Raw genomic sequence first — 25670 nt, 5'->3', positions numbered from 1 at the left:
AAAAGTTTCAAATGGAAAGGAAGTTTTAAAATTGACGAATGTTTTGATACTTGGAGCTAGCGGCTCTATTGCCCGTGTTGCAATTGATTTATTCCTGAAAGAAACGGATGCACAATTAACCCTTTATCTCCGTAATTCACGTAGGCTAAAGAAGTTGGAATCCAGCCGTGTCCGAATTCTCGAAGGGGACGTTCTGGATATTGAAACATTAAAGGAAGCAATGGTTGGACAAGATGTTGTTTATGCCAATTTAGCCGGCCAATTAGAACGAATGGCAAAAAATGTGGTAGAAGCCATGAAAGCAACGGGTATTAAGCGTCTCATTTGGATTAGTTCAATGGGGATTTATGATGAGGTACCTGGGGAGCGATATAGCTCTATCTTAAATCCGTACCGAGATTCAGCTGCAATCATTGAAAGCTCAGAACTTGACTACACGATTATAAGGCCCGGCTGGTTTACGAGTAAAGATGAAATTGATTATGAGCTTACCCATAAAGGAGAGTCATTTAAGGGTCACGATGTATCCCGAAAGAGTGTTGCGGACTTGGTAGTAAAGTTGACAGTAACACCAGGAATGGAAGTTCGAAGCAGCTTAGGTATCAGTAAACCATAATAAGTAACCATTGTACTAATTTTAAAGGGTGTGATAGGAGGATATATGAGCAGTAAGAGCCAAAGTGGTAAGTTTCGTGTTAAAAGGAAAACCGATAACAAGAAAATGAGAGCTAAGCTACACCAAACTAAGATTTGGCTAAAAGAAAACAGAACCAAAAGTGCCGACTTGATTATGGATAGAATACGAAGGTCACTTATAGGGTACTACAATTACTATTGCATTACTGATAATTCACCAACGGTGGATTTGTTTTGTGATTGTATCAGAAAGTTACTCTACAAATGGTTGAATCGAAGAAGCCAAAAGAAGTCCTTTAACTGGGAGAAGTTTGTACTATTTCTAAAGAAGTTTCCACTTCCAAGGCCAAGGGTGAAAGTAAGTATCTACGATCTAGAAATCACATTACGTAAATTCTGTGAAGGGTGATAGGAAGAGCCGTGTGCGGGAAAACCGCTCGCACGGTTCTGAGAGGGGGTGGAGCACAATCTGCCGGAGGCAGAGAGGTTCCATCCTACTCGACCCTAAATTGAAACAGAGGGCAGATTTTTTTCTACCCTCTGTACCTTTAGTTGCTGAAGTAATGTCCTTTTTCGAGGTCTGGAATGAGCTTAGGATGCACTGGCTGCCATCCTAAGCGCTCCTGAGTCAGCGTACTCGACGTTGGGTTGTCAGCCGACACAAAGGCGCCGAGCCATCCGAAGTGGGCGTCCGCCTCCTCACGGGAAATGCTGACCACCGGCAGGTTCAGGTGACGACCGATGACACCGGCGATGTCACGGAATGGCACTCCCTCATCAGTGACCCCGTGCAGCCATGATCCCCCTGGGGCGGCTTCCACAGCCAACCGGAACAGACGCGCCGCATCGAGGCGATGCACGGCCGGCCAGCGGTTGTAACCGTCGCCGATGTAGGCAGAGACGCCTTTGTCGCGAGCAATGCCGATCAAGCTCGATACGAAGCCGTGATCGCCAAGGCCGTGAACGGAAGGTGCGAGACGGACGACCGATGACCGTACCCCGCGCTCAGCTAGCGAGATAACCACGTTCTCCGATTCGCCTCGGGGTACTGAGTTGTCGACCACATCTTTTTCCGTCCCGATTTGCCCTGGCGGAAGTACGTATGTGAGCATCAATGTTCCCGAGGTGATCACGAATGGTTTGCCTGTACCCTCAAGCACTTCCCCCATTGTCTTGACGGCGCGTAGGTCGTCTGAGATCGCCTTGTCGTAGTCTGAGAAGTCGTGCTTAAACGCTAGATGAATGACGCCGTCCGCAGCAGAGGCTCCGCTGCGAAGGCTGTCAAGATCGTCGAGGGAACCGCGGTGCACCTCGGCCCCTGCAACCTTTAATGTATCGGCAGATTTGTCTGAACGAGCAAGGCCGACGACCTGATGCCCTGCCTCGATGAGTTCACGGACAACCGCAGTTCCGATGAAGCCTGTCGCTCCTGTAACAAAAACACGCATATTCTTACCTCCTTTGGATATTTCATATCAGAATGTTCAACTACAAAAAGAATTATATAACACAAAATTAACAAAGTAAACTAATTTAATTAAAATAGTTAATTTAATAATTAACGTAAAATACGTTTGTGATAATAAAGCGATGTCGGTATAATATAAGTGTCAAAGGAGGTTTCATTCGTGAGAAAACCCGTGAGCGTCGATCAATATATTGAAAAAATAAAACCTGTTATAAGAAGAAACAAATTCAGCCAATTAAAAATAGACGAGATCGCAAAATATATGGATATCAGCAAAGTGACACTTTATAAGCATTTTTCATCCAAAGATGAAATCATTCAACGGGTTGTCATGTATTATATTAATTACTTGCAAGGGGCTGATACCGTTGTAAAAGATGATTCCGTCTCTTATGTTGAACGCTTTCAAATGACGTTTTTGCAATCGTTGATATGTGTAACTTTTATATCTGATTTGTTCTTAAATGATCTCAAAGAATTTTACCCGCACCATTTTGAGGATCTTGCAGCTGCACAACAAAGTCGAATTAAAAACTTACAAACCTTTTTTGAATCCGGAATGAAGAAGGAAATATTCAACAAATTGAATGCAGTATTGTTTATGGTTCAAGATGACGCTGTGTTACGGCGTTTCATGGAACCCTCATTTTCAATTCAGTATGATGTTACCTTGAAACAAGCGATTATAGATTTTTATAAAATGAAAGAATATCAATTGCTTAAGCCTGAACATATAGATACTGTGGATGATTCCGTTATTGAAAAAGGGGTTTCTAAAGTTTTACAAACCATTTCATAATCATGTTCGCGCTCCCAGATTGTCTTCAGCAAAAGGGCGCAATTCTGCAATAAGAATTGCGCTCTTCTTCATGTAAAGGGCCAGATTGTTGAAGAAAAACCCGTTCTGCTAGAAACTAAATGGAATACTAATCATAAAATGCTTTAAAAAGTGGGGATATCAATGGCTGCAAAGAATAAAGAGGATTTTAATGGATTAAAAGTAATTGGTGAAATTTGTGGGGCGATTCGAGATGAACTAGTCCTTGTACGAAACCTAGAATTACCACAAAAGAACAAGAGAGATATTTGAAAAAGCAGGAGCTCAATCTGCCCCAAAAGGAGAATACAATTTTCCTGGATATACGTGCATTAGTATAAATAAAGAAGTAGCGCACGGGATTCCGAAGAGGAAACGGACCATTCAAGAAGGGGATATAGTAAATATTGATGTTTCAGGTTCAAAAGACGGGTATTTCGCAGATACCGGAATTCCCTTTGTAGTAGGGGAAAGAGAGACAACTTTACAGAAAATACGTGACGTTGTTTAAAGAAGCATCGACGCTGGACTTAAGAAGGCAAAGCCAGGTTCAAAAAATACGTGCTCGGAAAAGCTGCACACAATGTAGCGAAACAGCATGACTTAACAGTCATAAAAAATCTTACTGGACACGGTGTTGGGCGTTCGATTCATGAAGAACCAAAACATATTTTCAATTACTTTGCCCCATGGATAACTCTCGGGTGGTGGGCACCTAAAATAATTAGAATGCATTGTTCATAAACATACTTTATGAACCTTTCTAATTAGGAGGAAGTTATGGACCGTTCAAACCACCATAGAGTGGAGCCATATTTATCGACGCATAGTTTGTTACCGGAAAATCAGGAGACACCCATTCAATTTATCAAGACTGACGATACGGATAATAAATTATTTTATAGGCGGAACCACTTTTCTTATCCACCTCTTTCTTACTCAAACTATTGGCTCCCGATTAATGGGATAGTATCAACACCAATACTGCTTTCCATGCAGGACATTCTTCATTTACCTTCAAAAACAATACAAGTTGTCCTTGAATGTTCAGGAGATAAACGTAACCTTTTCGAGCCTAAAGTATTTGGAGTGCAATGGGGAAAGGGGGCTATTAGCCAAGGCTATTGGAAGGGTGTACCTTTACGAACCCTACTTGAACTATCTGGAATAAGAGAAGGTGCAAAAGAAATTGTCGTGGAAGGATATGATTTTGGAGAAAGAACCGATATAAATAAGGTTTTCTCCTACGCTAGAAGTTTGCCTATTGAGAAGGCGATCCACCCTGATACCATTATTGCATATGAATACAATAATCAGCCAATTCCGTTTAAACATGGTTATCCACTGAGATTAATTGTTCCACAGTGGTATGCGATGGCATCCGTTAAATGGATTAAGCAGATTAGGGTTATTGATTTTAATTTTACAGGACCTTTTCAGACAATCGATTATGTGTATTACCCAAATAAAGAAAATAATAAAGATGCCTTCCCCGTTACTACAATAAATGTAAACTCGACTATTCAAAAGCCCTTAGATATGGAAATTTTAAATACTGGTAAGCATTTGATTAAAGGGATTGCTTGGACAGGTAATGGTTTTATTACAAAGTTAGAAATAAGTGTAGACGGTGGGAGTACCTGGTTAAATGCAAAATTAGAGCCTACTAAAGATTTTAGTTATGGCTGGCAATCTTGGTCCTATGAATGGACTATATCAAAGAAAGGTGAATATATGATTGTGTCAAAAGCAACAGACTCATATGGCCGAATCCAGCCAACTATACCTTTTTGGAATAAAAAGGGTTATGGGTATAATGCCATTGATAAAATCAAGGTTAAGGTAGAATAGCGGAAGGAAAGTTCCCATATCTCGCTGAAAGGAGCATTTGAACCAACCCAATCGACGGAAGCGTTCGCCCAATTTTGATGAATTAGAAGTAAACGCTGGAATCAAGAAAACATTTGGTTTTACTTGTTCTTATTTATTCCAACTTGTGTTTTGCTTGATCTTCAAAGAGAAAAATTGGCTCCGTGCGTGAACTCGATTGGGCTACGGCATTTGCCGGTTTGTTTGAAATTTTTGATGATGTGTTAAAGCAAACAACGAAAAAAATCAGTAAATTAATCAAAATTCAATCGCACAATGGATGGCAGTTTTGCCAAACTATATCAAGTCCTATCCCTCTAATTTGGGGAGCAAAAGTTGAGTCATTTATCATAAGAATCTCTTTTTGTTCACAAGTTCGTCACAAAACAGTTGCGCTATGTAAGCGGTTACTATAAACTGAGTATACTATTCTTTTTTTCATTGATTGTACAGCTTAAATGGGAAGAGGGTAATGTCATTATGCATTGGGTTCAAAATTATAATCCATTCGGTAACTTAGCTGTGTCCTTCTTTGTTGCTTGCATACCTATCATCTTTTTTTTCTGGGCATTAGCTGTGAAAAAGATGAAGGGATATGTTGCAGGGTTGTTAACTGTCTTCGTTGCGGTATTGGTGGCGATCATCGTCTATAAGATGCCTGTTTCGCTGGCTGTCAGTGCGACTGTATTCGGCGGATTTCAAGGGTTATGGCCGATTGGATGGATCATTGTAACCGCTGTCTTTTTGTATAAACTTACTGTTGTATCCGGTCATTTTAAGATTATTAGAGATTCTATTGCTTCAATCACAGAAGATAGAAGGTTACAAGCGCTGTTAATTGCTTTCTCTTTTGGAGCCTTTTTGGAGGGAACAGCTGGTTATGGGACACCTGTTGCGATTGCCGGAGGATTGTTGGCAGGTCTAGGATTTAATCCCTTTTATGCAGCTGGGTTGTGCCTGATTGCCAACACAGCACCCGTTGCTTTCGGAGGTGTCGGTATCCCTATTCTGACATCCGCACAAGTTGCTGACATGGATGTTATGGCGATCAGTCAGATGGTTGGCCGTCAAGTGCCTTTATTGTCACTCTTCGTTCCATTCTGGCTGGTATTTATTATGTCTGGGTGGAAACGGACAATTGAAGTACTTCCAGCCATTTTGGTTTGCGGCCTTTCCTTTTCACTAACACAATTTATAACAGCCAACTATCTTGGCCCGGAACTTCCGGATATTACTTCAGCCATTGCTAGCCTGGTTTCTTTGACGATTTTCTTAAAGGTTTGGAAGCCAAAAACAATCTTCCGTTTTAAGAATGAAGAGTCTCAGGAAGGTCTGATTTCTGGATCAGAGGTAACAGAACAAGCAGCCGCACAGTCCAGGGATATGCATCATTCACTGAAACAGATTATACAGGCATGGTCGCCCTTTATTTTGCTTGTCGGAATCATCTGTATTTGGGGCGGCCTGGATATTGTCAAAAAGGCGTTAAATTCGCTGACCATGATGATATCCGTTCCATTTCTTGATGGTGCGATTGATAAAACTGAACCCATCGTTAATGAATCTGTGCCTTATGAAGCGGTGTATAAGTTTGATCTGCTTGCGGCAACAGGAACAGCTATTCTTGTTGCATGCCTCATTAGTAAATTTCTTCTTCAACTCAGTTGGAAAAAATGGATTCAAACGTTCCGTGATACGATAAAGGAGCTGACTTTTCCGCTGATTATGGTTGTGTCGGTGCTTGGGTTTGCGTACATTGAAAATTACTCGGGCATGAGTGCAACGTTAGGTCTTGGATTGGCTTCCACGGGTGTTGCTTTTCCTTTCGTCGCTCCGATTATTGGCTGGATGGGTGTATTCTTGACTGGATCGGATACGTCATCAAATGCTTTGTTCTCCAATCTTCAGAAGATAACGGGGCATCAGATAGGCGTAGATTCAACGCTTCTCGTAGCTGCAAATTCAACAGGAGGCGTCACAGCAAAAATGATATCGCCTCAATCCATTGCGGTGGCAACGGCGGCGACTGGCTTGGTTGGAAAAGAAGGCAGTTTATTCATGTTCACCATCAAGCACAGTCTGTTTTTCCTCGCAATAACAGGGTTGATTACGTTGCTTCAGGCTTATCTTCTGCAGTGGATGATTCCCTAATGGTTTCCTATACGTATTTGGTCAAGCGTGCACGGCTGACAGCTGGAGCACGCTTGTTTTTTTAGTGATTTTAGTCAAGTGAGTACGTGAAACGTGCGAACAATAAACCGCCTGCTATGCGGGTGGGGATCAAAATGTTATACAATAAAGCTCTTCCTTTCGCTAGATCATCCTCATATAATTGACTTCCTACATCCTTTGTGTTTTTTACATCATTCATCCATTCTTGAACCAATTTCTCATCACACTTCTCATCGTATCAACGTAAGAACTCCGTCTACATCTGTTGCCGTAAAGACTCATCTTGAATATCTTTTCGTATGTTATTTTTTTTAAAGAAATGATCTTTCAGTGATAAGAGTCCCCGGTTATGTTTACCTCAGTGGCGTGATAGAGGACACGGTCCAAGATGGCATTGGCTATTTTAATATCCTGAATATGTCACCTCAAGATTTAAAAATTGCCATAATTGCGACCTTCTTCTGCTGCAAGTGCATCTGCTTTGGTAACATGAACGGTTCCGAATGGGTGATTAGGGGGAGCATATATAGAGTAAAGTTTTAAAGGAATATTCCCTGTATTGGTTACATTATGCCATGTTCCAGCGGGTACGACTATTGCAAAATCATCATAGACATTTCTTTTAAAGGTTAAATTATTTTTATTCTTTCCCATTTGAACAATCCCTTGACCTTGCTCAATACGTAAAAATTGATCAACGTTGGGGTGCATTTCCAAACCGATATCTTCTCCAATTCCAAGACTCATTAAGGTCACTTGTAAGTGTGTTCCAGTCCATAAAGCAGTGCGAAACGTATTATTTTGCCTCGATGCTTCATTGATATTAATAACAAACGGTTTGGCCCCATAATCTTTTAAGGAGAAACTTCTATTATTGTTGAAATAACGATGATAATCAAATCCATTTGGCTGTTGTACCTCATTAGGAAAAGGTCTGTAATCAGACTGTCTTTCAAAGTCATGCATGGGTGCATTTACATTATAAGGATATTGATATGGATATGGATACATATAAGGATCATAGTACATTTTCCTCAATCCCTTCACAAATTATATAATTATCCTATGCACTTATTAGGGAAATGTATATAGAATCAAGATGACTCGAACGTGTGTTTTTAATTATTTTCAAGTAAGTGAAACGTGAGTAAATTATTTAAAGAGAAAATGTAACCCATTGTTACCTTAAATAACCAAAAGCAATAGATCTTTTACGTCGTTTATCCCACTAATTAAGAACAAACTCATTCAAAATTCAAATTCAATTTTTGATCTATTTTTTTTACATATGTACTTATCGATTAATTTTTATCAAACTGAATAGCTGCACTTATCCAGTATCATTTATTATAAGATTGTTAACCCGAAATTTAAAAATCCTCACCCGAGAAATAATGGGTGAGGAAAAAGATTACAAAAATTAATTTTAAACCGTTACTTTTGTTTGTTTTTCGGCCTTATCTATCGTCTCACGTTGTTTTGTGAGTGTGCGTTTACTATAAATTGTCTGAAAAGCTATTAAGACAAGTAGTAATATTTGAGCGATAACAGTTTCCCAAGTTGGATATACCCCTAACCATCCGATAGCCGGAAAACCACTAATCGGATGTGCTGGCAGTTTCTCAACCACTTGCAAAGCGTGAAGGCTTTCCCCAGTAAATTTAAAGGCAACATAATATATTAATACCGTAATGCAAAGGAACAAAGTACTAATTGGCAATTTAACGCTACACTTGATAATGGCAAATCCTATAGCTAATAAAATGGCAAGCGCAGTTAAAATACCAAGCATTAATTGTCCGGCGGAAATATCCCCGGCTATGCCAAGGTAAAAGATAACCGTTTCGGCCCCTTCACGTACGACAGTTAAAAAGGCCACAAAGGCTAATGACCATAGACTTCCACGTGCCAGAACTGTTCCTACCTTATCCTTAATATATTTATTCCATGATGCAGTATTTGATTTATTGTGTAACCAAGAACCGACAGTAAACATGACAACAACCGCAATTAATCCCGTGATTCCTTCAAGAAATTCCCGTTCTTCACCGGCTGATGCTACAGACATAATGGATGTAAGTAAGAAGGCAATGGCAACGCTAGCTAGGACACCAACACCTGCTCCACCCCATATCCACGGACGTTTATCTGCATTGTTGGATTTTTTTAGGAAGCCCAATAGCGCAGCTATGATTAAAATAATTTCTAACCCTTCACGTAATAAAATGATCGCAGCATCCCAGAAATTATAATTGGTTTCTTTAGTAAGTGGTTGTAATTGGGTCTTCATACCCGTTATCAGATCTTTTGCCTTTTCCATCTTTGGAGGTGTTGATGATAACAGACTAAGCGCCTTCGTCATATTATTCTCAGTATCCTCATATGCCTCGGCAGAACGTGTCTTGACTTGACCTTCGATCGTTGGCCAAATGGTTATAAATTCGGTTATTTCTTCTTTAGCTTTTTCCGCATTCCCCGCATCAATAGCGGCTAATGTTTCTTTTAAAACATGAACAAGTGTCCTTACACTTTTTTCTTTTGATTGAACGTCTTCAGATCCTTTGCCGTTTGCATATTGCTCAATTGCTTCACCAAGCCCATCGATATTTTCTTTTACTTGATCAGCTTCAGGAGGATTTGCGTTTAGCGCCGCGCTAACGAGGCCCATTTTTGTTTCGATTTGCTCATATGCTTCAATGTCAGATGATCGAACGGAATCCTCTACAGATTTCCAACCTTCATGAAATGCCCCATACTCTTCTTTTGCTTTATTCCATTGGCCCCTACCAGCATATTCCTTTGCTTCATCTAGCTCACCGGAAAGTCCAAGTAGCATACTAGCTCCAGGTGCCCTTTCATTAGAAGCTTCCGACGCACCGTCTGCATAGCCTCCAACAGCATGTCCTAATTCTTCTAATGCCCTTTCGACCTGTTTGGGATCTGGGTTAGTGCTAGTTGCAAGAGCATTTGCTTTTGCATAGGAAGTCTCGATTTGTTTATAGGATTCGGGAGCTTCTTGACGAATTTTCCCTTCAACAGTTTCCCATCTTTCATGGAATCTGTTTAAGAGTGCCGTAGCCTTAGAAATTTCTCCTTCTTCGGCCTCATGAACACCTTGTTCTACCATAGATGCCAATGTTTTTCCATTGGCTTTTTCACCACCAGCTGCCCATACCGGTTGGGCGAATAAAAGAACGATAAACCCGATTACTGATAATTTGAAAATGGCACGCATATCATTTTTCCTCCTGTTGTATGTAAATGAGAATGTTTTTCACTGATAATGATTCTCATTATATATTGGAGAAGGTAATACGTCAAATACTTTTAAAATTTGGAAAATATTAAGAAGTTGTTTTTTAAAAAGGTAGGGATAAGAGAACCTATTAAAAATTTTGCATGTTATTAAGTTTTATTAAGGGGTTGAATTCATAAGAGTATAAAAGCTATAGGACAACCTTGCTAAAAATAGTTCATGAAGAACAAGAAGGACTTTTCCGATTTGGCAGGCTTTTAGTTGAAGATGAAAAAGTCATTTTTTCAATGAAAAATACGGTAGAACATTTTAACGCAGCAATAAGAAAGTTTGATTTATATTTTTAAGTCTAAAACATTGCTCTATTATAATTTGGGACGATCGTCTGAACCTCAACAAAATTTCACGCCTAAGTTAGAAAATAATTTTCTCGAAAGTCGATACGATAGAGCGGGAATCATACATAATCCTCGAAAAAATACCCTTCTTGTTTAATACCGAAGAATTTGCTTCGTATAAGTCGTAAAGTCATCTAAGTGCTTCTCTAAAATTTGCTGCAAGATCTCGATATTGATGGTTTGATAGTCATGAACGGCAATATTACGAAATCCAACCATGGCTTTCATTCGAAGGGCCATTTTCTTTGTAATAATAGACGCTGATTCCAACATATCAAATGCTTCTCGGCTCGTTTGAGGCAATCCGAGTCGCTTTTCTGAAACAACATGCATAGCTAAATCTATGCAGGCTTCACAAGCGCGTTGGATATTTAAAACAATGGAATCTTGTTTTGTATAGTCAAGTAAGTTTTGAGGATTCTGATTATACACTTCTAAAATACGTTTCTTGCAGCGTTCTATCACACTGATCTTATTTAGAATCACATCATTTTTCATAGATACTCCCGCTTTCGTCAACTTTTTTTAGAATGATTTTTCGTTCCTCATTGAGTTTTGCATACATGCTTAATGCCTTCATCTGTTCTTTCATTCTCAATAATTCATCGTTGCAATATATGACTTTCCCTGTTGTATAAATCTGTGCTTGGAAGACTGTTGAAGCTTCGGTTATATTAATTAAATCCACTTCTTTTTTTAATAGATCAGCCAGTTCCTGGGCAAGCATAAACGTGTCGTATTTTGTTATTTCTACGTCTTTCTTAAAAAAAGCGATATCTATATCGCTTTGAATATGCATTGTATTCTTTGCATAAGATCCAAAAAGGACAATGAAGGAGGGGTTCAATTTTTCTATTAGAAAATCAGTGATCAATTTATCTATGTTAGTCGGCATTCGATCACTCCCACATATATTTATAGAAGTATTATAGCAGTTTTTTATAATCTTTAGACACTCTAACTTCATGGTATATTAATCAATTTTATAAGAATTTCAATTGTTTTTTGTTATACAGTTGACACATAGGAAATTATGTAATAAAATTATCTCGAATTAGAGATAAATGAATTAAAGATATATTTTTTTAAATAAATATCTCGAATTCGAGATAATGCATCAAAATACTTTTGTACAACAGAATGACAAGATCATGTCAAGGAGGGGATGCAAATGAACAAAAGAACAGCAGGAATACACCACATTACAGCCATTGTTGGTAATCCGCAAGAAAATGTTGATTTCTATGCTAGTGTATTGGGTTTACGCCTAGTTAAAAAGACGGTGAATTTCGATGATCCAGGGACTTATCATCTTTATTTTGGAAATGAGGGAGGTAAACCAGGTACCATCATCACATTTTTCCCATGGGTAGGCGCCTATCAAGGTAAAGTGGGCGGCGGCCAAGTAGGTGTGACATCTTATGTTGTTCCTCTAGGCTCATTAAGTTTTTGGGAAAAAAGGCTGTCTAAATATGATGTTTCATTTGTTAAAACAGAACGATTTGGTGAGACTTATTTAACATTTGATGATCCACATGGACTTCATTTAGAAATGGTCGAGAGAGAAGAAGGTGAAATCAATCATTGGAATTTTGGAGAAGTGACACCAGAAGTCGCCATTAAAGGGTTTGGTGGCGCAACGTTGTTATCAGTTCGACCGAATGAAACGGCGCATCTTCTAGAAAACATCTTAGGTTTTGAAATAGTAGGAGAAGAAAATGGCATCACACGTTTTCGTTCTAGAAGTGATATTGGAAACATTATCGATTTGAAATTAACCCCAGTAGCCAGCGGACAAATGGGAGTCGGTACGGTTCATCATATTGCATGGCGAGCTAACGATGACGAAGATCAATTAGCATGGCAGCAATATATAAACAGTGAGGGTTATGGGGTTACACCTGTTCAAGATAGACATTATTTTAATTCGATTTATTTCAGAGAACATGGGGAAATTCTATTTGAAATAGCCACTGATCCACCAGGATTTGCACATGATGAATCACAAGAAACGATGGGAGCAAAATTAATGTTGCCCATGCGTTATGAACAATATAGAGATCAATTAGAGCAAAGATTAATGCCAATTAAAGTCAGGAATCTGGATGGATAGAAGAGGCGAGAACTTTATTTTTAAAGTCTCCCTTTATTCCGAAAAAAGAAGCTAAATTAAAGTTAACCATTGCATTATTAAGTTTAGAAGAAGTTATTAATGTATCAAAGCATTAAATAAGAAAATAAAAATTTTGGAGGTATTTTATTATGACAGACTTAGGATTATTTTTGATTCGAATGATTATAGGAATTGTATTTTTATTTTATGGAAGTCAAAAATTGTTCGGATGGTTTGGAGGACATGGGATTAAAGGAACCGGAGGATGGTTTGAATCGATCGGCATTAAACCAGGTATTCTAGTCGCAACACTTAGTGGTCTTGGAGAAATAGTGAGTGGAATATTGTTTGTATTTGGTTTCCTTCTTCCAATCGGAGCGATTATAATAACGATCATTATGCTCGGAGCGATCATTAAGGTACATGGATCAAAAGGTTTTTCTAATACTACAGGCGGGTTCGAATATAACTTGGTACTGATTGTTGTTTCCATTGGCTTGGCACTTATTGGTCCTGGGGGCTATTCATTATAGAATGAATAAAAGAAAAGCATTTTAGAGTTGTTATTGCTTTATGTAAGGATGGCAAAGACCTAAATCTATCAATATACTAATAGTCCCCTCTACTCGATAGGGGACTATTTTATTATTTAACCGTTATCAGTGGAAGCCGTGAACGCTGGGTTGGTAAGAACCGCATTCACTCCTGGCTTCCTCAAGACTACCATCATGGTTTTAGCTACTGCATGAACAGCTACAAACCCTTTTGGATTACATTTATCCAGATACTGAGAAAATGCAGAGCGAGACAAGAGAAACTATCGTCAAGGCCATTCGTTTGTTAACAAAAAGTAAAGAAGACATGGCAAATTCAAAAAATAATTAGGTGTTAATTTTAGAATGGAAAGCATAAATGGATATGTTAGCTTATAGTTAAAGTCATACAAAATGCATATCGGGTTTTAAACTCATTTATTCATCTAATGTGAGCTTTTAAGGATCTATACTGAATAAAGAAAATTCGTCTAACATAAGGCGAGTTTTTTTTACTATAAGTGAGTGTTCAAAAAGGTGACAAATGAAAAGGGTTACTGGCTAAGTACGCTGGCATCCTGCCAGAACGCCAGTACTAGCCCGTCCTGGGCGTCGGAGGCTAAGAGCGGCGCAAGTTCCTAAGGACCGGCATTCCACATGATGTGGTAGCTTCAGGCGCCCGCCACAGGACGTGAGCGATTTTAGCCAGAGATCCTCTTGTATCCACTACATGAGGACCGGAAAAACAATCGGGCGTCGAGATTCGTAGCTTATTGTTTGGTGACTTTTTGAACAACCTCTATAAACTAATATTATTTTCATTTGAGGAAAGTATCTTAAATCGAATTTTTAAAAAGAAAGTGGTTTTACAATACTAATAGTCTTGTTCTTGAATCATTTTCGTCTGTTATATATTCAATGTCTTTAAATTCATGGCTATATAAAAATTTAATCGTTTTCTATTAGATTTTTGAGTTCGGTACCTTCAATAATCTCTTTATCTACTGGGAAAAGTTCCTAATCTAATCTGTTATTAACAACTAAATATGACTCACCCCCAGCCCATGCAATAGCGAAAGGCAGTCATATCAATTGGTTTTAACATTTCTCCAAGCATACTTCCCTATATGTTTAGCATCTTTAAGCAAATTCCTTTCTTCATGAAAGGCACCTCCTGAAGTATTCAAGAAATACTTTTACTTAGTAGATCTTGAGAAATAAGTTTGTATTTAGAAAAAGGTCTGAAATTTCACAGTAATAATCCCCCATGCTTTTATAGATACATGAGGGATTACTGTGGGAACCTTGTTGTTAGTTATTCTTCTGTTTTGACCAGATGGAGGCTATTTCTGACACCTTGAGGTTATCAACTATCGCTTTTCCTCCTGTGGAGAATAGCTGAATACCATCACTGGTTGTGTTAGGGAAAATCTGGTCTGTTATAGCTACTCGGCCCCCATCAGCGAAAATTTCCACTGAGGAATGGTCCACATAAATTTCTAGTGATACCTTACCATCACGAACAGGTACTGCTACCCGTTCTACACTAGGAAAGGATGAGTTAAATTGGACATCTCCCGATTGTGTGCGATCAAGGTAAAGTTGTTCGCTTGCTACGTCGTACCCAATCACCGTTTTTTCACTGTTACCGGTTCGGACATTTATCCCAAAGCTTTTAGCTTTGTTTGGTTTAAAGGTGACATCCAGACGGTAAGCTTTGCTCGAGGCTTTGGAGCCAAGATTGGTATTTCCTTCGGCAAGGGTGGCATTTTTGAGCTGGTATATCGTCTCTCGAGTCAGATTAGCCGTCTGTTGAACAGGTGACTGAACGATCTGAGGCTTGCCGTCAATGGTCTGTAGTTTCAGTTCTCGTGGAAGAGACTGCACTCCCCGCCAAGGAGAAGTTGGGATGTCATTGGCGTAGTTCCAATTGTTCATCCATCCAATCATGATTCGGCGGTCTTTAGGCACGTCATTGTAGGTGACCGCCGCATAAAAATCCTGTCCATGATCAATCCAATGCGCACGCTGCAATGTATTGGTGGCGGGAGCATCAGCTAAAGTGAACTGGTCAGTGAGTATATGTCCCCATCCACCTGTACCTTGGTCAACGATCTGAATCTGAGCTTGTTTTCCTTGCAAATCACCTAAATCCCAAGATGTCCAGTCTAACGTTCCGCTGTTGTTTCCAGTTGCAGTACGGACCATTTTACCGTTCACTAATAGATTCACAGCCGTTTCCATGGCCCATGGTTTCGCCTTCACATCTGAGAAGACAATGTGATCCACCATGAAGTGTCCCCAGCCGGTACTTCCGTCATTTTGATCAACAATTTGTAATGTGGCCTGCTTACCGCGATACTTCGAAACATCGAAGGATGTCCAGTCTAAACTTCCACTATTATTACCAGTAGCACTAGCAACAACGTTGCCATCGATGACGAGGCCCAGAACGGTTGGTTGACCTGTCGAGGAAGGGTGGTTACCTCCGCCAATAAGGAAATTGATGTAATCAGAGGAAATGGTGAACGGTTTAGACGTCACCGTACCTTCTGCTCGATCACCGGTTTGAAATGTGTCTAACACTTTATCTCCCAATTGACCACTCAATTTTTCTTTGGTTGGTCCAATGTCGACGAAATCACCCGTCCCGGTCCAGTTAGACAAATCAGATCCTTCGAAGTCTTCAAAGACCTTTCCAGAAGGTGGAGTGGTTGAAGCATCCTCTACATAAGGATGGTTACCACCTCCAATAAGAAAATTAAGATAAGATTGATTGATCGTAAATGCTGGAGATGTGAGTGTACCTACTTCGCTGTCGTTGCCATGGTAACTATCCACAAAACCGTGTCCGAGATATCCTGTTGGACCAGACACGTCCTTTACCGGACCAGTCCCAAAAGCGGTACCCGTTGTCGTCCATGAACTGTAGTCCGAACCCTCAAAATCGTTCAGAATTGTTCCGGTTGGTGGAGTATAAACAGGTTCTTCATCCGTGAATTTACTACCGTTAAATTTTCCGACAAAGTATTCGGCTTTTCCAGCGACGTTGACTGTCAGTACCCATTTGATGTCTTTTTTGTTGCCGTCCAAAGCCATAGGAAATAGATCTGGACACTCCCAGACTGAACTTGTGACTCCAGCAGGACCGAATTCGCTGAGTAATGACCAGTCTTTCAGGTTCGGTGAGGAATAGATTGCTACCTTATGTTGATCTGACAAGGCAACTACCATACGCCAGCTTTTTGTTGGTTCGTACCAGAAGACTTTAGGATCTCGGAAGTTACGTGAACCAATGTCTAGTACTGGGTTACCAGCGTACTTTGTCCAAGTGGTACCGCCATCGGCACTATAGGCCAAGGATTGCTGCTGAAGTCCACTATCCTTTGGTGCGCTTGTATAAACGGCAATCAGCGGAGGATTGTTTGCTGTTCCCAGTCCACTTGAATTGGTTTTATCAAATACAACACTACCCGACCAAACTTCCTCGTGATCATCTACTGGAATGGCAATAGGTAATTCCTTCCAATGTGTGAGATCCTTGCTCACAGCATGTCCCCATGAAGCATTCCCGCCTGTACTCCCATACTTGTTATATTGGTAAAATAGGTGATATTCACCTTTATAATAGATAAGTCCATTTGGGTCATTCATCCAGTTTTTAGCTGGCGAATAATGAAACTGTGGCCTAAAAGATTCTTGATAGGTTTTCTGATCTCCTTTTCCAGTGGAATTTCCAATAGCGTGTGTTTCAAATGGATAACCAACCGTCAAACCTGTTAAAAGAGATAATCCGACTGCAGTCTTAAGTAGACGATGTTTGCAAGACGATTTTTTATAAGATAGCCATGTTCTTAATGAAACCACAATAGCACCTCCAATAGTTTATAAAAAGTGTTAATTGACACTTGCTTTCAGCATTCAGTAGATTACATTTTGACTGTTCATCCAGTTATTTCTGATATTTATAACTTGACGCAGCTTAGTAACTGAATCATATGTGTTGCTCCTCTCTTGTCATGTCTTGCACTATTTAACTAAGCAAATTACATGCCATATTGGAGTATTAAGCGCTTACATTTATTTTTAAAATGCTTTTAATACACAGTTCATTGGAATTTATATTTTTCAATACGCATTTATCTGAAAATGGTTATTTTTTGATACACACGAATGTAAAAAAGCCAACCTGTATCAAGTTTGCTTTTACAAATAGGAAAAACCATATATGAAAAGGCAAGATCTAACCTTAATAAAGTTAAATTATAACCAAGCTTTTTTAATAGATTAACACCAAGTTCCATATTTAGTATTGCCATTAAAGCGGTTAGAGACCCGAACCATCCGGAGCAGTATCGCCCTGGTTGTCATGCAGAAGATCATTTTCATCCAAATAATAAAGGGTATCAGGCTATGGCCAATTCCATTGATCTATCTATTTTTATTTTTAGTGCCTATCACCACCCAAGCTTGGGGATTAATAATAGTGAAAAAATAAGGTAAATAGGGGAGGAGCCTTTAAGCTGTAATGGACTGAGGGGGATCCGGTGAGGGAATAACTTTTTTACAGGGTAATAGAAATATAGAGTGACAATAAAATTGTTTAATATTTGAAAATTAACATCCGTTTGTTTGAATCAAAATAAGTGAATGGACGTTTCTGTTTCAGGGTATGTAATGGTGAAAATATTAAAATTAAATCGTAGGGACCTTACTTTTAAAAAAGTTATAGTCAGCCGAATTATAATGGTAAAACTATTTATATTAGTGAAGCTCGAGACTACGTAGAATTACGGCTGAAAAGGAATAATAATGATGCTAAATTTTATTGGCAACAAGATAAACAGTTTTATGAAATAGCCGAGAACACTCGTAACTTTAGTCATGAGAGGTTCAGGAAACAACGTTAACTGTCCTCTAACTTCAACAACATCTATTATTGTCTGTTAAATGCTATAAAAACGTTATCCTTAATAAGAAAGATTAATTTTTATAATAAAATATAGAAGAAAATCTGTATCTATGCGCAGATATCAATATTTTGACCCCAAAATAAAAACATAATGGAGGTAAATATATTGATGACAGGGCTAAGGACCAAAAGGTTGCTGTTAAGAAAAATGAAGTCATCAGACTCGAATAGCTTGTTTCACATTTGGTCGGATCCAGCGGTAACTAAATACATGAACATCGACAAATTTACAGATGAAATTCAAGCGAAAGAAATGATTAAATTACTTGATAAACTGTCAAAGAAAAACAAAGCCATTCGTTACTCCATCATTGAATTAAAATCAAACAAAATTATTGGTTCTTGTGGTTACAATAGTTTAGATTTTGAAAATGCCAACACCGAAATTGGTTATGAACTTGATAAAGATTATTGGGGCAGAGGCTATGCTCCAGAGGCTATTACTTGTTTAATAAAATATGCTTTTAACGATTTAAAACTTAATCGAATCGAAGCAAAAGTCGAACCTGAAAACACTAACTCAATTAAAGTTCTTGAAAAATTAAATTTCACCTACGAGGGAACACTAAGAAAAGTTGAAAAATCAAAAGGCTATTTTATTGATCTCTGTCTATATTCATTGTTAGTAACAGAGTAGATTGTCTATGTATGATTATATTTTCGATAAAGTTATAACGAGTTAAAAATATGGATTTGCTTAGACGCCCTGTAGACTTTTTAGAACGATTTGTATTTAGCTTCAAATGAACCTCAACTTGCACATTCATTTACTTAATAACTTTTTGGAAAAAGCCCGAAAACCTTGATGTGACATAGTTTTCGGGCTCTATTTATAAAGATGATATTTCATTGTTATTGGTAAAGATTTTGATAATACACCGTTTCAGGTAAATTATTTCCAAAGTCTCATCAGTGCTCGAACTCCACCGATTTTCCAGATGGATCGATAATCGACGACTTTTTTCATTAGAGATGCTGGAAAGCCTTTCAGTTTTTTGCCCATAACGGTAGCAATGGCATCTTTATGTCCTAAAGAACAGACGGTTCCTCTGTAATGATAAACAAATTTTTTCAGTGGACGTCCATCCACTAAAGCCTTCAAATTGTAGGCGGCGCAATCACCCTGCTGCAAGGCAATTTGAGCTGTCGCTGGATAGATTCCACCGTTTGGATCAGGCACCGCTGAACAATCGCCAATGATGAGGATATTCGGTTCCCCTTCCACTGTCAGATCAGGTTGCACGAGAACCCTGCTATGCTTTTCTTTAAAGCCAGAGTTCTTGATCACCGAACTTCCTCGAATACCCCCGCCCCAGATAAAGGTGTCCGTTTCAATCATCTTAACTTCACCGTTGTTTTCATAATGTACGGCATTTGACTCAACTTTTTTGATCCGGCCGGTTAAAAAAGTAACGCCTTGTTCTTCCAGTTTGCTGACAGCATAACGGGACTGCGAGCGGTCGAATGCTGGCATCTCATCAGGGGACGGATCAATACATATGATTTTGACTTTATTTTTAGGAAGTTGATTGTTTTTAATTTCAGATTGCAGACGTTCGGTCAATTCACCCAAAAACTCTATGCTGGTGAATCCAGCTCCGCCTACAACAAGCGTATGAGGTTCCTCTTTGTGACTCTTCTTCCATTCCGCCAGTATTTGATCTATTTGTGTGCGAATACGCTCAACGGATGAAATATCGGAAATCGTCAAACCATACTTTTCCATTCCTTCAATCCCCAATAATTCGGTTTCAAATCCAAGGGCGATCAACAAATAATCAAACGAAACAGGGTCCTTTTGTTTGAGCATAACCTTTTTATTTTCCCTATCAATACCTGTTACGGTATCTTGTATGAATAAGGTTTGCTTGCTGTCAACAACGCTGTCAATTGGGTAACATATATTTTCGGGTTCATTTGTTCCTGCCGCCACTTCATGCAGTGCTGTCATCTCCCAATGGTAAGGGTCTTTGTTAATCATGACAATATCTGCATTCGGATGTGCATCTTGTAATTCTTTTAATGCCCTAAGACCGCCGTAGCCGGCACCTAGTATTACAATCTTTTTTCGTTCCAGACGGATCACCCTTTCTAAGTTATTCCTATTAGAACACGAATCATCATACTTCAACAAAAATTGATTCGCATATATTTTTCAGATATGAATGATTTAAAAGCTAAGACTAAGGTCAATAATAATGACTTTAAGAAAAGATATATTTTGACCTTTCTGGTTATTATGTACCCCTAATGCAAATAATATAAACGAGACAAAAATCTAAGTTCAAGTTTTATGATAATTGATTCCTGAATAGGAAATATATGAGCTTTATTAAAGAGTAAATCCTATATAGAGCCGTAGAGGAGAAAATCATAGAGGTTTAATTTAGCCCGCCTTAACGGGCTAGATGAATTTTCGTTTGACCTTACACTACTTTAGTCGCCAAAAAAGAGAATCGTTTGTGGCATAGATTCTTCCATCGATAAAAAATGGCAGGGTTTAACGTCGTAAGGCAGCTATCCAATCCAAACTTGATATTCCAAGTGTTTCACAATTTCACATTTGACAATTCATAGCATATTGTTTAAAGTAAAGCTAATTAAATGAACGGAAGGGTGACCCAATTAGATGAAGTACTAATCCTATTTACGAAAGCCAGCAATTGAAGATGATGTTTTATCTAGCAGGTATCTGCTTTATTTATGATGTCTTCAATTGTCGTTTTCAGAATAGGATTGGTTTTCTTTAGTTGGTCCAAAGGGGATAAGGCTCTTTTGGTATACCCATCTATTTGATGATGCCTCCTATTCTGATTAGAAATAGGGGGCATTGTTTTGTCTCCTGAATATGTTTAAAGGGAGATGTTAGTATGCAGGTGTTAGAAGCTCATCAAATAAAATATTATGTACAAGACCGTTTATTACTCGATATGGAGCAGTTGCAAATTCATAAAAATGATCGAATTGGATTAGTTGGAAGAAACGGAAGCGGGAAAACCACGCTGCTTCATATTTTGGCGGGAAAAATCACGCCGGAGGAAGGAAAAGTGATCAGGCATACGCAATGTGAACTCTTACCTCAACTGAAACGAACAGATCAGGCAAAAAGTGGCGGTGAAGTGACACAGGAATATATTCAAAATACTTTAATTAAAGATCCGGAACTTTTACTTGCTGATGAACCAACGACAAATCTTGATACTGATCATATTGAATGGTTAGAAAAGAAGCTTGGAGAATGGCAGGGAGCATTCATTATTGTTTCGCACGATCGTGCATTTTTGGACTCCTTATGCACAACCATATGGGAAATTAATGAGGGAAAGATAAGAGAGTATACAGGCAATTACAGTGATTATGAGAAGCAACAAGAAATAGAGAATCACCAAGCACAAGTGGCTTATGAACAATATGAAAAAAAGAAAAGACAGTTAGAAGAAGCATTAAAATTAAAAGAGAAGAGAGCCGAAAGAGCAACAAAAGCGCCAAAAAGGGTCAGTCAATCCGAAGCAAAAATTACGGGATCGAAGCCTTACTTTGCCAAAAAACAAAAGAAACTTCAAAAAACAGCGCAAGCCATTGAGACGAGAATCGAGAAACTTGAAAAAGTAGAAAAGGTGAAAGAACGAGAGCCGCTTAAGATGAACTTGCCAAACGCGGAAACATTTAAAAATCGAATCATTCTCCGGGTAGATGAAGTATCAGCTGTGATTGGTGAACGTGTGCTTTGGAACAAAGCACGTTTTCAAGCTCGAGGCGGTGACAAATTAGCGATCATCGGGCCAAATGGAAGTGGGAAAACGACGTTAGTCAAAAAGATCCTTAATCAAGAACCAGGTATTTCGCTTTCTCCATCTGTGAAAATAGGCTACTTTAGCCAAAATTTAAATATATTAGACACGCGGAAATCTATCATAGAGAATGTTCAGTCCTCTTCAAAACAGAATGAAACGCTTATCCGAACAGTCTTGGCGAGGATGCATTTCTTTAGAGAGGATGTTTACAAACTTGTAAGGGTCTTGAGCGGTGGTGAGCGGGTTAAAGTTGGTCTCACCAAACTCTTTTTAAGTGATATTAATACGTTAATTTTGGATGAACCGACGAACTATCTTGATACGGAAGCTGCAGGTGCATTGGAATCGCTATTAAAAGAATATGAAGGGAGTGTCATTTTCGTCTCCCATGATCGGCGACTCATAGAAAATGTGGCTACACGAATTTTAGCCATTCGCAATCAAGAGATTGAGATATTTGAAGGTACGTATCACCAATATAAACAGAATAAACCCCAGAAAGTCCGAGATACCAAGAAAGATCAACAGCTTTTACTCGAAACAAAAATATCAGAAATCTTAAGCCGTTTAAGTATCGAACCATCGGAAGCACTAGACAAGGAATTTCAAAAACTTTTAAAAGAAAAAAGAGAATTGGAAAACAAATAGACATGTGAAATACATGACAAGATAATCGATATTAATTGTGCAGAATAAAAATTTCATATAATCCAAATATCCGCATTAAATGAGCCAGCAACTCTAATCCTTTAGAACTGCTGGCATTATTTAATTCAATAGCTACATTACAGGTAGTAAAGTCTATCTAACTCATATGCCAAAATTCACTAATGTAAGAGTATTAAGTTAGAGCAAAGGGATTAAGAATATTGTAGTGCATAGTAATAAAAGACAACACAATGGGGTTATATAAGCTTTCATTATTAGTATTGTAATCATTAATTTTAGAAACCTATACCAACTTTTTTTAAAACGGTATTGTTTGTTTCAAGCAAAGAATCCACTTTTAACATACATTCATATAAAATACATTATATTATTCGACTTTAAGGAGAGATTACACATGTATTTAGGGGATCCAATAGCCGTTGGGAATACAGCGAAAATATATCTTTATGAAAACAAGATTATCAAAGTATTTAACGATTATTTACCGGGTACCGCATCAACTTATGAAGCAAATAAGCAAAAATATGCGTATTCCTGTGGATTGTCTGTCCCTAGGATACTTGATGTCACAAAGATTGATGGGAAACAAGCCATCATCATGGAGCACATTGAAGGAAAAACACTAGGTGATATTGTATCTGAAAACAAACAGCAAGCGGAGTATTATATGGATATATCCATCGATATACAACGAAGAATCCATATGACAAATGCCGATTCACTTGAAACAATGTCTGACAAATTACATCGTCAAATTAAATCAGCACATGGTCTCGATAAAAGACATAAGGCTATATTAATACAAAAATTAGATTCGATGACATATGAGAATAAGCTTTGTCATGGCGACTACCATTTATTCAATTTGATTATGTCAGATAACAAAGTGACTATTATAGATTGGGTTGATTCTAGTGCTGGAGATATACGAGCCGATATTTATCGGACGTATCTTTTGTATTCGCAATTTTCCACGGAATTAGCGGATATGTATTTGCGGCTATATTGTGAGAAAAGTGGATTAACAAAACATGATATTTTTCAATGGGCACCTATAATTGCAGCAGCAAGATTATCAGAAATTGTCTCAACTGAAAAATCTGAACGTCTGATGGATATAATCAATCACTACTGTCCTTTCTGAACCTCTCATGACTAAAGTCACGAGTGTTCTCGGCTATTTCATAAATATCATCCAAAGCTATGAAAAGGTACACTCTGGATTCGTTTTATCACCAGAGAAATATCCTGGAGCCCTCTTGATTTTCCGGTCCTTATGTAACGGATACAAGAGGATCTCTGGCTAAAATCACTTGCGTCCTGTGGTTGGCGCCTGAAGCTACTACATCATGTGGTATGCCGGTCTAAGGAACTGCGCCGCTCTTAGCCTTTTTGCTTCTAATTTGTCACCTTTTTGAACACGCACTTTATCGGAAATGACGAAAAAACTCGATGTTAAAAAAGGGAAAATCGGAAGACGACACTTATTTTCTGTTTTGCACGCCTTCCATGATTGTCCTTTTTCCATGATTATTATTACGTAGAGAACGATCGAATAGGGTGATTATGATGAGTACTATGGCTATTCCAACACTAAACATTGCTACATGGTGGATACCAATTGATATGGCACCCGGTTTTAAAAAAACACCATTTATACACGATGCAAGGATAGCGCCCATGTAGATAAAGGTTCTCAACAAACCGGCGGAAGCACCCATTTGTTTTGGGTCAGCTTGGTAATAGACTGCATTTTGATTCGCTAAATTGAGAACCCCTTGGGGAATGCCAAATAAAAGAACAATAACGACTAAAAAGACGATATGACTCGTATGATTTGTTAAGAGAATTAATGAAGCTCCAATAAATTGAACAATACTACCAACGATTAACTTTAACCGGATGTCAGGATTTTTACCTGTTGTCTTTGAAACGATAATGGCAGTCAAAAACATAGGTAATAATAATAAACCTGTGTGAGAAGGAGATAAACCTCTACCTTCTTCCAACCATTGAGTAAATCCATAAATGAAGCTATAGGTTACGAAAGCCGTAATTAAGCTTCGAGAATAAGTCAATAACAAGGGCGTGTTTCCTTTTAACACGCGAATATTGATAAATGGATCTTTTATCCTTAACTCAGTTATCACAAACAAACTACCAGTCATGGCTGCAATGCATAGTAAATACACTTTATACACACTTGGACTCATTAAGAAAAGTAATGTACAAATTAATGTGATCCCAAAGAATAATATTCCAGTCAAATCTATGGAAATCAAATTACGCTTTTTTTGAACAGTGTTTGACGACATTTTTGGCAATCGGGTGTAGCCTAAGAATATACAAGCAAGTGACAATGGAATATTTATTAAGAAAGTACTCTGCCAACCGCTAATGTCAATGAGTATACCACCTAATACAGGACCAATAACGGCCACCGTTTGACTGGAAATCGCTAGTATTGTAAGTATACTCATTGGACTTTCCTCACCTGTTCGTTCGGCTTCACTGCGAATAAGGTACATTGAGGCTGGATATCCAGCGCAGGTACCGAGACCAAGTAATACTCGCGCGACCACTAGCCACCAGAAATCAGGTGACCATATTGCGATGAGACCAGCAATACCGACTAAAGAAGTACCAATTAAAAAGAGGAGTCTAGGACCAAAAATATCAATGAGTTTTCCGACGACGGGTTGCCCGATCGTCGTAGCCAGATATAATGCAGAAACAAGCCATGCTGTTTGGGAAGGAGGGACACCAAACGCTTGACCAATGGGAATTAAGGCTACTGAAATAATGGAAGAGTTGATCGGATTTAAAATCGAACCTAATATCATTGGCGTAATTAATTTTTGGTTAAAATGATTTTTATTTTCAGCAGTTCTAGTTTTTTTGCTTATAGATTTAAACAAATCTATTCCTTCCTTCTGTATTAACCTAAGGTTTACCAAGTATGACTAAGCTGGG

General features: G+C 38.5%; 18 protein-coding genes and 3 pseudogenes. 12 read left to right on the top strand and 9 right to left on the bottom strand.

The window, feature by feature from the left end:
- Positions 1-31 precede the first annotated feature (31 nt).
- Both FG390_RS09170 and FG390_RS09165 read left to right on the top strand, forming a co-directional pair.
- Entirely contained in the window at positions 32-616 is a 585-nt protein-coding gene (locus FG390_RS09170; RefSeq protein WP_141190752.1) for an SDR family oxidoreductase, read from the top strand.
- Between the two features lie 45 nt (positions 617-661).
- Complete coding sequence (locus FG390_RS09165) at positions 662-1045, top strand: group II intron maturase-specific domain-containing protein (protein ID WP_141190751.1); 384 nt, start codon at positions 662-664, stop codon at positions 1043-1045.
- 139 nt (positions 1046-1184) lie between these two features.
- Here the strand turns inward: FG390_RS09165 and FG390_RS09160 are convergent, their stop codons facing one another.
- Positions 1185-2084 (bottom strand): SDR family oxidoreductase, encoded by a 900-nt coding sequence (locus tag FG390_RS09160; RefSeq protein ID WP_141190750.1) that lies wholly within the window; start codon positions 2082-2084, stop codon positions 1185-1187.
- A 180-nt stretch (positions 2085-2264) separates the two neighbouring features.
- Here FG390_RS09160 and FG390_RS09155 point away from each other — a divergent pair, with 180 nt between their 5' ends.
- The 5 genes and pseudogenes from FG390_RS09155 to FG390_RS09140 all read left to right on the top strand — a co-directional run bounded on the left by FG390_RS09155 (position 2265) and on the right by FG390_RS09140 (position 6941).
- The gene (locus FG390_RS09155; RefSeq protein WP_141190749.1) at positions 2265-2903 is read left to right on the top strand and encodes a TetR/AcrR family transcriptional regulator; all 639 of its coding nucleotides are present in this window, start codon (positions 2265-2267) and stop codon (positions 2901-2903) included.
- A 162-nt stretch (positions 2904-3065) separates the two neighbouring features.
- Positions 3066-3614 (top strand): annotated as a pseudogene (locus tag FG390_RS09150) (M24 family metallopeptidase); the annotation flags it as partial.
- An 87-nt stretch (positions 3615-3701) separates the two neighbouring features.
- Positions 3702-4772: a sulfite oxidase gene (locus FG390_RS09145; RefSeq protein ID WP_141190748.1), complete on the top strand. Its 1071-nt coding sequence runs from the start codon at positions 3702-3704 to the stop codon at positions 4770-4772.
- 37 nt (positions 4773-4809) lie between these two features.
- Positions 4810-4950, top strand: a pseudogene (locus FG390_RS16290) (IS4 family transposase); the annotation flags it as partial.
- Positions 4951-5267: 317 nt separating this feature from the next.
- Complete coding sequence (locus FG390_RS09140) at positions 5268-6941, top strand: L-lactate permease (RefSeq protein WP_181406446.1); 1674 nt, start codon at positions 5268-5270, stop codon at positions 6939-6941.
- 277 nt (positions 6942-7218) lie between these two features.
- Here FG390_RS09140 and FG390_RS16220 read toward each other — a convergent pair.
- The 5 genes and pseudogenes from FG390_RS16220 to mntA form a co-directional block, all read right to left on the bottom strand.
- Positions 7219-7376 (bottom strand): annotated as a pseudogene (locus FG390_RS16220) (ATP-binding protein); the annotation flags it as partial.
- Between the two features lie 18 nt (positions 7377-7394).
- The gene (locus FG390_RS09135; protein ID WP_141190746.1) at positions 7395-7991 is read right to left on the bottom strand and encodes a cupin domain-containing protein; all 597 of its coding nucleotides are present in this window, start codon (positions 7989-7991) and stop codon (positions 7395-7397) included.
- Positions 7992-8388: 397 nt separating this feature from the next.
- Entirely contained in the window at positions 8389-10197 is a 1809-nt protein-coding gene (locus FG390_RS09130) for an FTR1 family iron permease (RefSeq protein WP_141190745.1), read from the bottom strand.
- Between the two features lie 512 nt (positions 10198-10709).
- Entirely contained in the window at positions 10710-11114 is a 405-nt protein-coding gene (gene hepT / locus FG390_RS09125; protein ID WP_141190744.1) for a type VII toxin-antitoxin system HepT family RNase toxin, read from the bottom strand.
- A complete protein-coding gene (mntA, locus tag FG390_RS09120; RefSeq protein ID WP_141190743.1) occupies positions 11104-11511 on the bottom strand; it encodes a type VII toxin-antitoxin system MntA family adenylyltransferase antitoxin in 408 nt (135 codons plus the stop codon). Before mntA ends, hepT begins: the two co-directional genes overlap by 11 nt.
- A 276-nt stretch (positions 11512-11787) precedes the next feature.
- Here mntA and FG390_RS09115 point away from each other — a divergent pair, with 276 nt between their 5' ends.
- Both FG390_RS09115 and FG390_RS09110 read left to right on the top strand, forming a co-directional pair.
- Positions 11788-12729, top strand: a complete 942-nt coding sequence (locus FG390_RS09115) for a ring-cleaving dioxygenase (protein ID WP_141190742.1) — start codon at positions 11788-11790, stop codon at positions 12727-12729.
- Positions 12730-12878: 149 nt separating this feature from the next.
- Positions 12879-13262: a DoxX family protein gene (locus FG390_RS09110; protein WP_141190741.1), complete on the top strand. Its 384-nt coding sequence runs from the start codon at positions 12879-12881 to the stop codon at positions 13260-13262.
- A gap of 1311 nt (positions 13263-14573) precedes the next feature.
- Here FG390_RS09110 and FG390_RS09100 read toward each other — a convergent pair.
- Positions 14574-17129, bottom strand: a complete 2556-nt coding sequence (locus FG390_RS09100; RefSeq protein WP_141190740.1) for a GH32 C-terminal domain-containing protein — start codon at positions 17127-17129, stop codon at positions 14574-14576.
- 1211 nt (positions 17130-18340) lie between these two features.
- Here FG390_RS09100 and FG390_RS09095 point away from each other — a divergent pair.
- Entirely contained in the window at positions 18341-18871 is a 531-nt protein-coding gene (locus FG390_RS09095; RefSeq protein ID WP_141190739.1) for a GNAT family N-acetyltransferase, read from the top strand.
- Positions 18872-19126: 255 nt separating this feature from the next.
- Here FG390_RS09095 and FG390_RS09090 read toward each other — a convergent pair whose 3' ends face one another.
- Positions 19127-20311, bottom strand: coding sequence for an NAD(P)/FAD-dependent oxidoreductase (locus tag FG390_RS09090; protein WP_141190785.1), 1185 nt, complete (start codon positions 20309-20311; stop codon positions 19127-19129).
- Positions 20312-21104: 793 nt separating this feature from the next.
- Between FG390_RS09090 and FG390_RS09085 the strand changes: the two genes are divergently transcribed.
- Positions 21105-22676 carry a Vga family ABC-F type ribosomal protection protein gene (locus FG390_RS09085; protein ID WP_141190738.1) on the top strand — a complete coding sequence of 524 codons (1572 nt, stop codon included), beginning with the start codon at positions 21105-21107 and terminating at the stop codon, positions 22674-22676.
- Between the two features lie 415 nt (positions 22677-23091).
- Positions 23092-23841, top strand: a complete 750-nt coding sequence (locus tag FG390_RS09080; protein WP_141190737.1) for a phosphotransferase family protein — start codon at positions 23092-23094, stop codon at positions 23839-23841.
- A 340-nt stretch (positions 23842-24181) separates the two neighbouring features.
- Here the strand turns inward: FG390_RS09080 and FG390_RS09075 are convergent, their stop codons facing one another.
- Positions 24182-25615, bottom strand: a complete 1434-nt coding sequence (locus FG390_RS09075) for an MFS transporter (protein WP_246092737.1) — start codon at positions 25613-25615, stop codon at positions 24182-24184.
- Positions 25616-25670: the final 55 nt, after the last annotated feature.

This window comes from Terrilactibacillus laevilacticus, assembly GCF_006517395.1.
GTDB classification, from domain to species: Bacteria; Bacillota; Bacilli; order Bacillales; family Sporolactobacillaceae; genus Terrilactibacillus; species Terrilactibacillus laevilacticus.
The sequence above is the reverse complement of the archived record's forward strand: the minus strand, read 5'-3'. Positions and strand labels throughout refer to the sequence as shown.

What these genes read in the sequence shown, in the direction of transcription:
- FG390_RS09165 (WP_141190751.1), top strand. Translation starts at nt 662, where the DNA reads ATGAGCAGTAAGAGCCAAAGTGGTAAGTTTCGTGTTAAAAGGAAAACC.
- FG390_RS09160 (WP_141190750.1), bottom strand. Translation starts at nt 2,084, where the DNA reads ATGCGTGTTTTTGTTACAGGAGCGACAGGCTTCATCGGAACTGCGGTT.
- FG390_RS09145 (WP_141190748.1), top strand. Translation starts at nt 3,702, where the DNA reads ATGGACCGTTCAAACCACCATAGAGTGGAGCCATATTTATCGACGCAT.
- FG390_RS09135 (WP_141190746.1), bottom strand. Translation starts at nt 7,991, where the DNA reads ATGTACTATGATCCTTATATGTATCCATATCCATATCAATATCCTTAT.
- FG390_RS09130 (WP_141190745.1), bottom strand. Translation starts at nt 10,197, where the DNA reads ATGCGTGCCATTTTCAAATTATCAGTAATCGGGTTTATCGTTCTTTTA.
- hepT (WP_141190744.1), bottom strand. Translation starts at nt 11,114, where the DNA reads ATGAAAAATGATGTGATTCTAAATAAGATCAGTGTGATAGAACGCTGC.
- mntA (WP_141190743.1), bottom strand. Translation starts at nt 11,511, where the DNA reads ATGCCGACTAACATAGATAAATTGATCACTGATTTTCTAATAGAAAAA.
- FG390_RS09115 (WP_141190742.1), top strand. Translation starts at nt 11,788, where the DNA reads ATGAACAAAAGAACAGCAGGAATACACCACATTACAGCCATTGTTGGT.
- FG390_RS09110 (WP_141190741.1), top strand. Translation starts at nt 12,879, where the DNA reads ATGACAGACTTAGGATTATTTTTGATTCGAATGATTATAGGAATTGTA.
- FG390_RS09085 (WP_141190738.1), top strand. Translation starts at nt 21,105, where the DNA reads ATGCAGGTGTTAGAAGCTCATCAAATAAAATATTATGTACAAGACCGT.
- FG390_RS09080 (WP_141190737.1), top strand. Translation starts at nt 23,092, where the DNA reads ATGTATTTAGGGGATCCAATAGCCGTTGGGAATACAGCGAAAATATAT.